Below are 15,755 nucleotides of genomic sequence, written 5' to 3' on the forward strand. Positions count from 1 at the left end.
AGACGCGGTTTCCGCGCTTCTCATCCGGCGTCCAACGGTGGGCGCATCCCCAACAGGCAAAGTCGCCCTCAGAAGCACGGTCCACGACGGACTGCGCCTCGCAGGAGTTTTTTGTTTTGGCTCTCATCCCAGCGGAGAGAATTCATGAGCGCCCCTGATGCTCAAATCGCCTCGCAGCGCCGTGCGCTGACGCTGTCGACCATCGCCTTCACCGTCTGCTTTGCCGTCTGGACGATCTTTTCGATCATCGGGGTGGCGCTGAAGGATCAGCTCGGTCTTTCCGAGACGCAGTTCGGCCTGTTGATCGGCACGCCGGTGCTGACCGGCTCCTTGGTGCGCATCGCGCTCGGCATCTGGACCGACCGCTATGGTGGGCGGCTGGTCTACACCATGACCATGCTGGCGGCGGCAGTCGCCACCTCGCTCCTCGTCTTCGCGCAGACCTACGAGCAGTTCCTCATTGCGGCGCTCGGGGTCGGCCTTGCCGGCGGTTCGTTCGCGGTCGGCGTCGCCTATGTGTCGCGGTTCTATCCGCAGAAGCAGCAGGGCACGGCCCTCGGCATCTTTGGCGCCGGCAATGTCGGGGCGTCGGTGACCAAGTTCGTCGCGCCGTTCGTCATGGTGGCGTTCGGCTGGCAGGCGGTGGCGCTCAGCTGGGCCGCGGTGCTCGCCGTCATGGCAGTGGTGTTCTGGTTCACCACCGAGGACGATCCGGTGCTGATCAAGCGCCGCCAGGAAGGCGCGCCGCAGCGCAGCCTCGCCGCCGAGTTCGCGCCGCTGCGGGATATCCGGGTCTGGCGCTTCGGGCTCTACTATTTCTTCGCCTTCGGGGCGTTCGTGGCGCTGACCTTGTGGCTGCCGCGCTACCTGATCGGGGTCTACGGCTTCGACATCAAGACCGCCGGCATGGTGGCCGCCGCCTACTCGATCCCGGCCAGCCTGTTCCGCGCCTATGGCGGCTCGCTCTCCGACAAGATCGGGGCGCGCACGGTGATGTACTGGACCTTCGGCGTTTCGGCCGTGGCGACCTTCATCCTCGCCCTCCCGCCCAGCGACATGCTGGTGCACGGCATCAGCGGCAGTTTCACCGTCAATTTCGGCATCAGCCCCTGGGCTTTCATCGGGCTGGTGTTCGTCCTCGGCTTCTTCATGAGCCTCGGCAAAGCGGCGGTCTACAAGCACATCCCGGCCTATTACCCCGAAAATGTCGGAGCGGTGGGCGGCCTCGTCGGCATGATCGGTGGGCTCGGCGGCTTCATCCTGCCGCTGCTGTTCGGCTGGCTCAACGACGCGACGGGGCTGTGGAGCAGCTGCTTCATGGCGCTGTTCGTGCTGGTCGCCGTGTCCTTCGCCCTCATGCACATCGCCGTGCGCCGCATGACCCGCGTGCAGCCGGCTGCCCACCTTCAACTGGAGACGGTTCAGTGAAAGAAAAACTCGTCATCATCGGCAACGGCATGGCGCCCGGGCGGGCGCTGGAAAAGCTGTTCGAGACCGATCCTGATCGCTACGAGGTGGTGATCTTCAACGCCGAGCCGCGGGTCAATTACGACCGCATCATGCTGAGCCCGGTGCTGTCGGGCGAGAAGAGTTTCGACGACATCGTCATCCACGGCGACGCCTGGTACATCCAGCACGGCATCACGCTCTACAAGGGCTGCAAGGTCGAAAGCATCGACCGGGTGAACAAGACCGTGACCTCGGTCAACGGGATCACCGAGAGCTACGACAAGCTGGTGATCGCCACCGGCTCGGTGCCGTTCATCATCCCGGTGCCGGGCGTGAACCTCGCTGGTGTGGTCACCTATCGCGACCTCGACGACGTGAACGTCATGATGCTGGCCGCCAAGTCGAAGGGCAGGGCGGTAGTGATCGGCGGGGGCCTCCTCGGCCTCGAGGCGGCAGCCGGGCTCAACGAGCAGGGCATGGACGTCACCGTGGTGCATGTCATGCCGACGCTGATGGAGCGCCAGCTCGATCCGGCGGCGGGGTACCTGCTCGGGGAATCGATGAAGGCGCGCGGCATCAAGGTGATGACCTCGGCCAATACCAAGCAGATCCTCGGCGACAAGCGGGTCACCGGCGTCGAGTTCGCCGATGGCTCGGTGATCCCGGCGGACCTGGTGGTGATGGCGGTCGGCATCCGGCCGAACGTCGCCCTCGCCAAGACCGCCGACCTCGCCGCCAATCGCGGCATCGTGGTCGACGCGCAGATGCGCACCTCGGACCCCTCGATCTACGCGCTGGGCGAATGCGTCGAAGTCAACGGGGCGACCTTCGGGCTGGTGGCGCCGCTCTACGACATGGCGAACGTCCTCGCCGCGCAGCTCTGCGGCGACGAGAAGGCGACGTTTACCCCGGTCGCCACGGCGACCCGGCTCAAGGTCACCGGCGTCAACCTCTACTCGGCGGGCGATTTCGCCGAGGGCGACGACCGCGAGGAGATCGTGCTGCGCGATGCCAGCGCCGGCGTCTACAAGCGGCTGATCCTCAAGGACGACAAGATCATCGGCACGGTGCTCTACGGCGATACCGGCGACGGGCCGTGGTTCTACGACATGCTGAAGCGCAACGTCGATACGCGCGAAATGCGCGACACGCTGATCTTCGGCCAGAACTACCAGGGTGGTGCCCCGCTGGACCCTACGGCGGCCGTTGCAGCCTTGCCGGATGAGGCAGAGATCTGCGGTTGCAACGGCGTATGTAAGTCGAAGATCACTGGTACCATTACCGCCAAGGGCCTGACGTCGCTCGACGATGTCCGCGCCCATACCAAGGCCTCGGCGAGCTGCGGCTCGTGTACCGGGCTGGTGGAAAAGCTGCTGCTGTTGACGCTGGGCGACAGCTACAACCCCGCCGCGGTGCAGCCGATGTGCAAGTGCACCGATCTCGGCCATGACGATGTGCGCCGGCTGATCATCGCCAAGGAGTTGCGCTCCATCCCGCAGCTGATGCAGGAGCTCGAGTGGAAGACCTCGTGCGGCTGCGCCAAGTGCCGGCCGGCCCTGAACTACTATATGATCGCCACCTGGCCGGGCGAGTATGAGGATGACGGGCAGTCGCGCTTCATCAACGAGCGTGTGCACGCCAACATCCAGAAGGATGGCACCTATTCGGTGGTGCCGCGCATGTGGGGCGGCATGACCAGCCCGAACGAGCTGCGCGCCATCGCCGATGTCGCCGACAAGTTCAAGATCCCGGCGGTGAAGGTCACCGGCGGGCAGCGCATCGACCTGCTCGGGGTGAAGAAGGAAGACCTGCCCGGCGTCTGGGCCGATCTCAATGCCGCCGGCATGGTTTCGGGCGCTGCCTACGCCAAGGGCCTGCGCACCGTGAAGACCTGCGTCGGCTCGGACTGGTGCCGGTTCGGCACGCAGGATTCGACCGGGCTCGGCATCAAGCTCGAAAAGTTCATGTGGGGCAGCTGGACCCCGGCCAAGGTGAAGATGGCGGTCTCGGGCTGCCCGCGAAACTGCGCCGAGGCGACCTGCAAGGATGTGGGCGTGATCTGCGTCGACAGCGGCTACGACATCGTCTTCGCTGGTGCCGCCGGTCTCGACATCAAGGGCACCGAGCCGCTCTGCCACGTCGACACCGAGACGGATGCGATCGAGGTGATCGCGGCGCTAACCCAGCTCTACCGCGAGCAGGGCCGCTATCTCGAGCGCATGTACAAGTGGCTGAAGCGGGTGGGGATGGAGTCGATCCAGGCCTCGATCGTCCGCGACCTCACGAAGCGCCGCTTCTACTACGACCGGTTCGTCTTCAGCCAGAAATTCGCCCAGGTCGATCCGTGGGAAGAGCGGGTCAATGGCAAGGACGCGCACGAGTTCGCCGCGCTGGCGGAATTCGGCGTGCCGCAGGCAGCGGAGTGATGGACATGAACGACTGGATCGAGATCGGGCGCCTCGAGCAGGTTCCGTTACGTGGCGCGCGTTGTGTCAACACGCCAGCCGGCAAGATCGCGGTGTTCCGCACTGCCGATAACCAGGTCTACGCCATCGAGAACCGCTGCCCGCACAAAGGTGGGCCGCTCAGCGAAGGCATCGTGCATGGCGGCTCGGTGACCTGCCCGCTGCACAACTGGGTGTTCGATCTCGCGACCGGCGAGGCGCAGGGCGCCGACGAGGGGCAGGTCAGGACCTTTGCAGTGAACGTGGTCGATGGCCGCATCTTCATGGCGGCCGAGGTCATGCTGATGGCGGCGGAGTAGGCTGGCATCGTGGCTTACCTGCCCCTCATCCACCCTTCGGGCACCTCGCGGCGAGGGCGTTCGCTCTCGTCCGCTGACCTCAAGGGGAGAAGGACGACCGCCTCGACATCTCAGTCAGGATGCCCTTCTCCCCTTGAGGGAGAAGGTGGATCGGCCGCAGGCCGAGACGGATGAGGGGCAGGGAAGCCACTATGTCAAAATCCTCCTCACCCATCCGCACCACCTGTCCCTATTGCGGCGTCGGCTGCGGGGTGCTCGCGACGTCGCAGCCGGACGGCTCGGTGACGATTGCCGGCGATCCCGAGCATCCGGCCAATTTCGGCCGGCTGTGCTCGAAGGGCTCGGCGCTGGGCGAGACGCTGTCGCTGGAGGGGCGGCTGCTCTACCCCGAGATCGGCGGCGAGCGGGCGAGTTGGGACCAGGCGCTGGACCTCGTGGCGAAAACCTTCGCCGAGACCATTGCCGAGCATGGACCGGACTCGGTCGCCATCTACGGCTCGGGTCAGTTGCTCACCGAGGATTATTACGTCGCCAACAAGCTGATGAAGGGCTTCATCGGCTCGGGCAATATCGATACCAACTCGCGGCTCTGCATGGCCTCGTCGGTGGCCGGGCACAAGCGGGCCTTCGGCTCGGACACCGTGCCCGGGAATTATGAGGATCTCGAGCTCGCCGACCTGATGATCCTCGTCGGCTCCAACCTCAGCTGGTGCCACCCGGTGCTGTACCAGCGGATCGTCAAGGCCAAGGCCGAGCGGCCGGGCATGCGGATCGTCCTGATCGACCCGCGGCGGACCACCACCGCCGACCAGGCCGATCTGCACCTCGCGATCAAGCCGGATGGCGATACGGCTTTGTTCGTCGGGCTGCTCAAATCGCTGGCCGAGCGGAACGCCGTCGATGCCGAGTTCATCGCCGAGAGCACCAACGGGTTCGGCGCGGCGCTCGACGTGGCACGCAGCTGGGGCCTCGAGCGGGTGGCGGAAGCCACTGGGCTCAGCGTGCGCGACATCGCGGTGTTCTACGATTGGTTCGCCGAGACGACGCGGACAGTGACGGTCTATTCGCAGGGGGTGAACCAGTCCGCGACCGGCACCGACAAGGTCAACGCCATCGTCAACGTGCACCTCGCCACCGGCCGGATCGGCATGCCCGGGATGGGGCCGTTCTCGGTGACCGGGCAGCCCAACGCGATGGGCGGACGCGAGGTCGGCGGGCTCGCCAACATGCTCGCAGCGCACATGGATTTCGAGCCCCAAAATATCGACCGGGTGAAACGGTTCTGGCGCTCGGAGCGGGTGGCTGCGAAGCCCGGGTTGAAGGCGGTCGAGCTGTTCGAGGCGATCGCCCAGGGCAAGGTGAAGGCGCTCTGGATCATGGCGACCAACCCGGTGGATTCGATGCCCGAGGCCGACAAGGTGCGGGCGGCGATCCGCGCTTGCCCGTTCGTCGTGGTGTCGGACATGAATGCCGCGACCGATACGGCGGTGGAAGCGCACGTGCGGCTGCCGGCGGCGGGCTGGGGCGAAAAGAACGGCACGGTGACCAATTCCGAGCGGCGGATTTCGCGTCAGCGGCCGTTCCTCGCCGCGCCGGGGGAGGCCAAGCCCGACTGGTGGATCGTCACCCAGGTGGCGCGCCGGATGGGGCATGCCGAGGCTTTCGCCTATGAGCGGCCGGCCGAGATCTTCGCCGAGCACGCGGCGCTGTCGGGGTTCGAGAACGAGGGCAACCGCGATTTCGACCTCTCGGGGCTGCTGCATGCCGAGTATGACGGGCTGCAGCCGGTGCAGTGGCCGGTGCGGGCGGTGCGCAGCACGGCGCGGATGTTCACCGATGGGCGGTTCTTTACGCCCGACAGCCGGGCCCGCTTCGTCGCCGTGGCGCCGCCGCCGCCGCTGACGCCACCGCCGGGCATGCTGGTACTCAATACCGGCCGGGTGCGCGACCACTGGCACACCATGACGCGCACCGGCAAGGCGGCGCGGCTCTCGGCCCACATGGCCGAGCCGTTCGCCGAGCTGCACCCCGACGATGCCTCGGAAAAGAGCATCCGGCACGCCAGCCTGGTGCGGCTCGAGAACCGCCACGGCAGCGTGCTGGTGCGGGCGCTGGTCACCGAGCGGCAGCAAAAAGGCTCGGTGTTCGTGCCGATGCACTGGACCGACCGGTTCTCGGCGCAGGGCCGGATCGATGTGCTGGTGGGCGGGCAGACCGACCCGCAATCGGGGCAGCCGGCGCTCAAGTCGGCAATGGTGGTGGCAGGGCCGGCTTTGGCCCGGCGTTATGGTTTCGCGGTCAGCCGGGTGCGGCCGGAATTCGCCGGCACCGACTACTGGGCGATCGCCGAGACCACGGGCGGATGGCGGGCGGAGCTCGCCTTCATCACCGAGCCCGAGGATTGGGTCGGCTGGGCCCGGGCGGCGTTCGGGGTGGGGAAGAAGGTCGAACTCCTCAGTATTGCCGACAAGGCGAGCGGAAGGCAGAGCCTCGCGCTGTTCGAGGGCGGCAAGCTGATCTTTGCGCTGTACCTCTCGCCCGACCCGGTGCTGGTGTCGCGACAATGGGTGGTGTCGCTGCTGACCGAAACGATCAAGCCGGCGCGGCGGGCAGACATCCTGGTCGGGCGGCCGGGCGCCGACCGTCCGGATCCGGGGCCGATCGTCTGCGCCTGCTACGGCGTGGGCGCCAACCAGATCGCCGAAGCGGCGCGCGGCGGCTGTCACACGGTCGAGGCGATCGGGGTGGCGCTGAAGGCGGGGACCAACTGCGGCTCGTGCCGCGCGGAGATCCGGGGGATCATTGAGGTGAACAGGTTAGAGGCGGCGGAGTAGGGCACACCGAAGCCACTGCGAGTCGCGGTGCCACACGTCAACGACAAATCCCCAGCATTCCCACCCGTCATTCATTTGTCGTTCAGCCCCAGTCATCATAGGGTGAGGTAGAGGTACTAACTACGATAGGGGTTTGGGAATGCAGCGGCTTTTTCGGTCGATCTGGTGGCTTGTCGTTGCCGGAACCCTTGCTCTCAGTCCCGCGCATGCGGCTGACCGCAACATCACGCTGCTGCCCGGCACGGATCTCCCCGGTTTCGATTATTCGGTGCTGAAGGATGTCGATATCGACGCCTGCTCGGCCGCCTGTACCGACGACAAGATCTGCCGCGCCTTCACCTATAACGAGAAGGCCAACTGGTGCTTCCTCAAGGGTGATGTCGGTCCCGAGACGGCGTTCAAGGGCGCCACGTCCGGCCGCGTCGATTTCACCCCGCCGCTGGCCGAGACCGTCGAGGCGCGGCTGAGCGAGCTGCCGTTCCCGGCGCAGGATCTGGTCGATTCCGCCCGCTACATGGCGACCAGCCTGCCGCAGACCGATCCGCCGCCACCGGATGTGAGCTATGCCGACCTGGTGGCCGCCGGCGACGAAGCCTCGGCGCAGTCGAACCCCTCGGCTGCCATGGTGTCGTATCGCCAGGCGCTGGCGATCAACAAGAACGATCCCTCGGTCTGGCTGAAGCTGGCGGCCGAAGGCGAGGCCCGGATGGTGATCGAGGCGGCCGCCGGTAACGGCGTCTATGATCTTGCGGTCAACTCGTCCTACGCGGCGATGAACGCGCTGATGCTGTCGGAAACCGTCGCCGAACGCGCCGACGCGCTGGGTGCGCTGGCGCTCGCGCTGTCGCGCCGCGAGATGTGGCGCGAAACCATTGCCACCTATCGCGCCAGCCTCGCGCTGGTTGACAACGCGACGCGCGAAGCGGCGCTGGAACAGGCGGTTGCAGAGCACGGCTTCCGCGTCACCTCCAACCAGGTCGATGCCGAAGCCGCCAATCCGCGCATCTGCGCGGTGTTTTCCGATTCGCTGCCCTCGGGCGACACTGATCTGTCGAGCTATGTCGTCGTCGATAACGCGCCGACCGTGGCGGTGGAAACCGAACAGAGCCAGATCTGCATCACCGGCGTCGAGCATGGCCGGCGCTATCACATCAAGCTGCGCGCCGGGCTGCCCTCGGCCAATGGCGAAGAGCTGCGCGCCGATGTCGAGCTCGACCTGTTTGTGCCGGATCGCGCGCCGTTCGTCGGCTTTGCCAACAATGCCTATGTGATGCCCGCCGGGCTTGGCGGTGGTCTGCCGATCACTTCGGTGAACGCCAAGACCGCCGACGTGGTGATCTACCGGATCGGCGATCGCTCGATTGCCACCGCGGTGCGCAACGGGGTGTTCCAGCGCACGCTCGATGGCTATTCGGCCGAAGACGTCGCCAATTCGACCGGTGAGGAGACCTGGGAAGGCCAGGTCGACCTGGCGCAGGGCGCGCCCAACGCCATGACGGTGACCGCCATTCCGGTCGCCGAGATCGTCAAGGAACTGCAGCCGGGCGCCTATGTGGTGACCGCCAAGGTCAACGGCGTGCAGCAGGAGTATTGGAAAGAAGTCGCAACGCAGTGGTTCATCGTCACTGACCTCGGGCTGACCACGGTCACCGGCGATGATGGCCTCCATGCGTTCGTGCGCTCGCTGACCAGCGCGCAGCCGGTGGCCAATGCCAAAGTGCGGCTCGTCGCCGTCAATAACGAGATCCTCGGCGAAGCGGTGACCGATGCCGATGGCCGGGCCGATTTCGCGCCGGGCCTGTCGCGCGGCGAAGGCGGCCGGGCGCCGCAGCTGATCACTACCGAGACCGATGGCGGGGACTATGCCTTCCTCGACGTCTCCAAGGCGGCGTTCGATCTCACCGATCGCGGCGTCGAGGGCCGGCCGTCGCCGGGTCCGCTCGACCTGTTCGCCACGACCGAGCGCGGCGTCTATCGCCCGGGCGAGACGGTGTTCCTCACCGCCATCCTCCGCGACGTGAAGGCCAAGGCGGTGACCGACCTGCCGCTGACGCTGGAAGTGCAGCGCCCGGATGGCGTGATCTCGAGCACTGAACTGCTGAACGACGCCGGCGCCGGCGGCTATTTCAGCGCTGTGACGCTCGACCCTGAAGCCATGCGTGGCTCGTGGACGATGCGGCTCTATGCCGACCCCAAGGCGGATGCCCTGACCAATGTCGGGTTCCTGGTCGAGGATTTCGAGCCGGAACGGCTGGCCTTCGAGATCAGCGCTGCCGATGCGCCGATCAAGACCGGCGAAGTGACGCCGGTCGAGGTGACCGCCAAGTATCTCTATGGCGCCACGGCGCCCGACCTGGCGGTCGAGGCCGATGCCGTGCTGCGGCCGGTGACGTCGCTGCCGGCTTATCCGGGCTATACGTTCGGCCGTCTCGACGACACGTTCGAGACTTCGCGCGAGCCGCTCGGCGTCGTCGGCACCACCGACGAAGCCGGCAACGTGACTGCCGAAGTCAACGTCAGCGCGCCGCAAGCGACGACGCGGCCGCTCGAGGCGCAACTGATCCTGCGCCTCGTCGACAGCAATGGCCGCGCCATCGAGCGCAGCCTCACCCGTCCGGTGCTGGCCGATGGCAATCGCATCGGGCTGAAGCCGCAATTTGCCGATGCCAGCGGGCTGGCCGAAGGCAGCGAGGCGATGTTCGACGTGATCGCGGTGGCGCCCGACGGTGCAACGGTCGATGAGGCCGGCCTCGAATGGTCGCTGTCGCGGGTCGAGACCACCTATCAGTGGTATCGCAACAGCGGCACCTGGAAGTGGGAAGCCATCACCACGACGCGCGAAGTGGCCAACGGCACCGTCGATGCGCTCGCTTCCGGCCCGGTTGCCATTGGCGCAGCCGTCAGTTGGGGCCAGTACCGGCTCGAAGTGTCGAGCACCGGTGAAGGCGCCACCTCCTCGAGCTACGAGTTCTATGCCGGCTACTACTATCCGGAAGCGGGCTCCGACACGCCGGATACGCTGTCGGTGGCCCTCGACAAGCCGGCCTACCGGAAGGGCGAGACTGCCAACCTGAAGCTCGATCCGCAGTTCGCCGGCACCGCTTTGGTGATGGTGGTCGACGATCGCATCATCGCCATGAAGGCGGTCGAAGTGCCGGAAGGCGGCACCACCGTGCCGCTCGAAGTCACCGATGACTGGGGCCCGGGCGCCTATGTGACGGCGATGCTCTATCGTCCGGCCAGCGCGGAAGCCAAGCGGATGCCGGCGCGCGCCCTCGGCCTCGCGTTCGCCGATGTCGAGCCGGGTGACCTGAAGCTCGATTTGAGCCTCGATGCGCCCAAGGAAGCGCTGCCGCGCCAAGCCTTCACCACCACGGTGAAGCTTGCCAACGTCAAGCCGGGTGACAAGGCCTATGTCGCGGTTGCGGCTGTGGACCTCGGCATCCTCAACCTCACCAAGTTCCAGGTGCCGGATCCGGATGGCTGGTTCTTCGGCCAGCGCCAGCTCGGTGTCGAAGTGCGTGATCTCTATGGCCAGCTGATCGACCCGATGCAGGGCACGCCCGGCGCGTTCCGCACCGGTGGTGACGAGGGCGCTTCGCGCTTCGGCACGCCGCCGGCGACCACCGTGCTGGTGGCGTTGCACTCGGGCATCGTGGAAGTGGGTGCCGACGGCACCGCGACGATCAGCTTCGACATGCCGGATTTCAACGGCACGGTGCGGCTGATGGCGATGGCGTGGAGCGCCGGCGCCGTGGGTCATGGCTCCGCCGACGTGATCGTGCGCGATCCGGTGGTGGTGAACCTGAGCCCGCCGCGGTTCCTGCGTCTCGAGGACACGTCGCGGCTGCTGGTCGAGGTCAACAACGTCGCCGGCCAGCCGGGCACCTACAAGGTGGCGCTGGAAACCGGTACGGGGCTCTCGACTGATGCGGCCGAAACCAGTGTCGATCTGCCGACGGGCGAGCGCACCGCGCTCAACCTCAGCCTCACCGGCACCGAGATCGGCGACCAGACGCTCAAGGTGATCGTCACCGCGCCGGATGGGACGACGCAGACCAAGGAGCTGACGCTCGGGGTCCGTGCCGCCAGCGCTCCGGTGACCACCAGCCAGCTGATCCCGCTGGAAGTGGGTGCGACGACGACGCTCGATAAGAGCTTCTTCGCCGACATGGTGCCGCATACCGGGGAACTGACGCTCGCGGTCGGGCCGATCGCCCGCCTCGATGTGCCGGGCCTGCTGATGCAGCTCGATCGCTACCCCTATGGCTGTGCCGAGCAGACCTCGAGCCGGGCCCTGCCGCTGCTCTATCTCAACGAAGTCGCCTCGATGATTGGTCTGGGCGATGACGAAGCGATTACCCAGCGGGTCAAGGACGCGATCAAGAACCTGCTCGCCAAGCAGACCTCCAGCGGCGGTTTCGGCCTCTGGGGACCGTATGATGGCACCGACCTGTGGCTCGACTCCTACGTCACCGAGTTCCTGCTCCGAGCCAAGGCGGAAGGCTACGCGGTGCCGGATCTGGCGATGACCCGGGCGCTCGACAACCTCGGCAACCAGGTGTCCTACGCCACCGACTTCACCGTCGGCGGAGAGGATGTGGCCTTCGCGCTCTATGATCTGGCGCGCGCCGGCCGGGCTGCCATCGGCGACCTGCGCTACTATCTCGAGGCGCGCCTCAGCGCCTTCGGTTCGCCCTTGGCCAAGGCCCAGCTCGGCGCCGCGCTCGCCCTCTATGGCGACCGGACCCGTGCGGCGACTGCCTTCCAGGCTGCCGTCGAGGACCTGCAGGCACGCGAGGATCGGGCGAAGTACCGCAACGACTATGGCAGCCAGCTGCGCGATACGGCCGGGGTGCTCGCACTCGCCGCCGAGTTCACGCCGTCGGGTGTCGATATCGCGGCACTGACGAGCAAGCTCGCGACGCTGCGCGACCAGGCCCGCTGGACCTCCACCCAGGAGGACGCGTGGACCCTGGTGGCCGCCGCGGCGCTGGCTCGTGAGGCGGGCGATGGCTCGGTGACGATCAATGGCGATCCGCTCACCGGCACCGTCTACCGCCGCTACGACCAGGAGGCGTTCGACAGCGAGGCCGTCGAGATCGTCAACAACGGCAACCGGCCGACCGAGATGAAGGTGACCGTCACCGCCATCCCGGCGACCCCGCCGGCGGCGAGCTCTGCCGGGTTCACCATCCAGCGGGACTACTACCTGCCGAATGGCGAGCCGGCCGACCTCAGCAACATCCACCAGAACGATCGCTTCGTGGTGGTGCTGACGACGCAGCCGACCCAGCTCGGTTCCGGCCAGTATGTGGTGGCCGATCCGCTGCCGGCGGGGTTCGAGATCGAGAACCCCGACCTGCTGCAGGGCTCGGGCGTCGCCGATCTCAGCTGGCTCACCGTCGATACGCCGGCGCATGTTGAAGCGCGGACCGACCAGTTCGTTGCCGCCTTTAGGTTCACCTCGGCGGCCAGCAGCGTTACCACCGCCTACATGGTGCGTGCCGTCTCGCCGGGCAGCTTCGTGATGCCGGGCGCCACGGTCGAGGACATGTACCGGCCGGAGCTCCGCGCCAATACCGACGCGGGCTCGATCGAGGTCAACGCGACCGGGCCATGAGCACGGCCGCGCACAAACAGCAGCCCCGGCGCAAACGCGCGCCGGGGCTTTTTACTGCGACGCTGATTGTCCTCGCGGGCGTGGCGCTGGTCGGCAGCCAATACGGGCTCGCCGTGCTGCGCGATGTCCGCGCCACGCTGCCGCCCACGCCGGTAGTGTCGGCGGTGCCGGTATCGACCGCGGTGGTCGACAATGCCGGGCTGCTGCTCCGGCCGTTCACCACGGCCAACGGGCGCTGGCGGCTGCCGGTAAGCATCGAAGAGGTCGACCGGCGCTTCATCGACATGCTGCTGGCCTATGAGGACCAGCATTTCAGCGAGCACCACGGCATCGACTGGCCGTCGATGCTGCGTGCCGCGGTGCAATATGCCGGGGCAGGGCGGATCGTCTCAGGCGGCTCGACCCTCACCATGCAGGTGGCGCGGCTGATCGGCGGCGAGCCAACGCGCAACATTGCCGGCAAGCTGCGCCAGATGGTGCATGCCGACATGCTGGAGCGGACGCTCAGCAAAGACGAGATCCTGACGCTCTACCTGACCCTTGCCCCCTATGGCGGCAATATCGAGGGCATCCGCGCCGCCAGCCTTGCCTATTTCGGCAAGGAGCCGGGCCGGCTGACCACCGCGGAATGCGCGCTGCTGGTGGCGCTGCCGCAATCGCCCGAGGCGCGACGGCCGGACCGCGATCTCGAAGTGGCGCGGGCGGCACGCAACCTGGTGCTCGACCGCATGGTCGGGGCCAAGGTGATCAGCGCCGAGGAGGCGGAAGCCGCCAAGCTCGAACCGATGCCCAAGGCAAGGCGCGATTTCCCGATGTATGCGGCGCATCTGGCCGAGGCGGCGGTGAAGGCGCACCCCAATGCACGCAAGATCGAGTTGACCATCGAGCGGAAGCTGCAGGCCAAGCTCGAGCGGCTCGGCGCCGATCGCGCGGCGCAGCTCGGCTCGAAACTCTCGGTGGCGATCGTCGTCGCCGACCAGCAGACCGGCAATATCCTCGCCTCGGTCGGCTCGGCCGGGCTCTTCAATGCCGAGAGCGACGGCTATGTCGATATGACCGAGGCGGTGCGCTCGCCCGGCTCGACCCTGAAGCCGTTGATCTACGGGCTGGCGTTCGAGCTGGGGCTAGCCCATCCCGAGAGCCTGATCGAGGACCGGCCCACCGCCTTCAACGGCTATGTGCCGGTCAATTTCGACGGTTTCAACCGTGGCACGGTCAGCATCCGGCAGGCGCTGACCGAGTCGCTGAACATTCCCGCCGTCGTGGTGCTCGACGCGGTCGGGCCGGCGCGGCTGGTGGCGCGGATCAAGCGGGCGCATGCCGCGGCGCGGCTGCCGGCCGATACGGCGCCGAGCCTGGCGGTCGGCCTTGGCGGCGTCGGCGTGACGCTGCGCGACCTCGTCTCGATCTATGCAGCGATCGGCCGGGGCGGCACGCCGGTGGTGCTGCGCGACGGCGTGAAGCCGGTGGCCGAGGAAACCGAGACGCCGGCGCCGGTGCTCGATCCGATTGCCGCGTGGTATGTCGCCAACATCCTCGCCGACGTGCCGCCGCCGCTGAATGGTTCGGCCGGGCGCATCGCCTACAAGACCGGCACCTCTTACGGCTATCGCGACGCCTGGGCCATCGGCTTTGATGGCAAGACCGTGATCGGGGTGTGGGTCGGCCGGCCCGACAACTCGCAGATCCCCGGGATTACCGGCATCGGCGCCGCGGCCCCGATCCTGTTCGAGAGCTTTGACCGGCTGGCCGAAAAGACCGTGCCGCTGCGCGACGCGCCGCCGGGGACGATCTTTGCCTCGAACTCCGAATTGCCGCTGCCGCTGCGCCGTTTCCGGCATCCGGACGAGCAGAAGGTGAAGCGCGATGCGGCGCCGCAGATCGCCTATCCGAGCGATGGGGTCGACGTCGACCTGGGCCTCGCCTCGGGCAATGAAGCGCCGCTGATCGTCAAGGTGCGCAACGGCGTTCCGCCCTTCACCTTCTTCGCCAACGGCGCGCCGTTCGGCCGCTCCGCCTTCGCGCGGCAGAACAGCTGGCGGCCGGATGGGCCGGGGTTTGTGACGCTTTCGGTGGTCGATGCCGAGGGCCGCTCGGACACGGTGAAAGTGTTCCTGGATTAGGAACTGGGCCGGCTGGCTTCCCTTCGCCCTTCTGCCGAGAGGGGCGGGGCAATGTGCGGGACCGAGCGAGAGCCCGGCGCAGCGGCGTCCGTTAGGGCGCATTCGCCGCCAATTAGATAAGACTGCGGCCGATAGGCTTCACCAAAACGGAACAGCGCCGCCTCGATACTCCGGAAGCCTCACTTGGCCGCTCGGCATCCAATCCGCCGGGCGGCTCCATTTCGTAAGCGCCCAGGCGCTACAGTGAGGACTCCCAATGGGCAAACGTCCCCTTACCCTCGCCGCAGAAGCGGCAACAAAGGTGCAGGATTCCGTGTCCGCTGGAGCAGCGGACATTGGGGAGCGCCACGAGGCCAGATGCGATTGGAGGCTCCCTCCTCCCCATCTCCATTCGCGGCCGCCCCGTGGCGCTCGTCTCCCGCAGTCGACGGTCGTTACCGGTAATCATCGTCCCTGTAACTTTTCGCAAATCTCCGCAGCGTGTACGTCATGGCACAGGCGTATAAGGTTAGGTCAGCGAGTACTGGTTGTCGCAATTGTGATATGAAGTTCGCAAACGTACGGTGACGTCCGAAAATTGATTGAAGAGCGTCTAGAAGTGAGTCGTGTTGATTCTGACTTTCATTAATACTTGTATCTAACATGGAGCCTATCGAACGGAGTTGAGATGTGAGGCCTTGGCTGCGTTCGGTTCGACCAACAGCTCAATGTTCCGGGTGGCTCCCCCATCGCTGACTCGCGAGCCCCTAAGGCCACCACAGACCGATGTAACCCTCGGTCGGAACGGCAAGCGGTCGATCGGCCATCCGGGTGGAGGCCCTGCCGTCCGGATGGTCGCCCCTTCAGCCGCGCGCTGCGGCGTTCTCCGCCAAGGCTGCAGCAGATCCGCCCAGAGCTTGGAGATACCTTGAGGGCGCCTGCGTTCGCGTTATGTCGCCGCTCGGGCGGTTGAGTTTGATGTT

At 66.7% G+C, this 15,755-nt stretch carries 6 protein-coding genes; all 6 read left to right on the top strand.

Translation table 11 applies throughout. The annotated features are described in order from the left end of the window. Positions 1–144 precede the first annotated feature (144 nt). The 6 genes from AC1ROK_RS26175 (at position 145) to pbpC (ending at position 14,793) form a co-directional block, all read left to right on the top strand. Positions 145–1,428 carry an MFS transporter gene (locus AC1ROK_RS26175; protein WP_492852444.1) on the top strand — a complete coding sequence of 428 codons (1,284 nt, stop codon included), beginning with the start codon at positions 145–147 and terminating at the stop codon, positions 1,426–1,428. Beyond that, on the top strand, positions 1,425–3,875 hold the full coding sequence (gene nirB, locus AC1ROK_RS26180) for a nitrite reductase large subunit NirB (RefSeq protein ID WP_492852446.1): 2,451 nt from the start codon (positions 1,425–1,427) through the stop codon (positions 3,873–3,875). The genes AC1ROK_RS26175 and nirB overlap by 4 nt, the downstream gene beginning before the upstream one ends. After that, positions 3,875–4,213, top strand: coding sequence for a nitrite reductase small subunit NirD (nirD, locus tag AC1ROK_RS26185; protein ID WP_492852448.1), 339 nt, complete (start codon positions 3,875–3,877; stop codon positions 4,211–4,213). The genes nirB and nirD overlap by 1 nt, the downstream gene beginning before the upstream one ends. Positions 4,214–4,404: 191 nt before the next feature. Continuing rightward, a complete protein-coding gene (locus tag AC1ROK_RS26190) occupies positions 4,405–7,047 on the top strand; it encodes a nitrate reductase (RefSeq protein ID WP_492852450.1) in 2,643 nt (880 codons plus the stop codon). A gap of 139 nt (positions 7,048–7,186) precedes the next feature. Next, on the top strand, positions 7,187–12,670 hold the full coding sequence (locus AC1ROK_RS26195) for an alpha-2-macroglobulin family protein (protein WP_492852452.1): 5,484 nt from the start codon (positions 7,187–7,189) through the stop codon (positions 12,668–12,670). Next, the gene (gene pbpC, locus AC1ROK_RS26200; RefSeq protein ID WP_492852454.1) at positions 12,667–14,793 is read left to right on the top strand and encodes a penicillin-binding protein 1C; all 2,127 of its coding nucleotides are present in this window, start codon (positions 12,667–12,669) and stop codon (positions 14,791–14,793) included. Before AC1ROK_RS26195 ends, pbpC begins: the two co-directional genes overlap by 4 nt. The last annotated feature ends 962 nt before the right edge of the window (positions 14,794–15,755 follow it).

Source organism: Devosia sp. GW821-FHT12F11 (assembly GCF_058806655.1).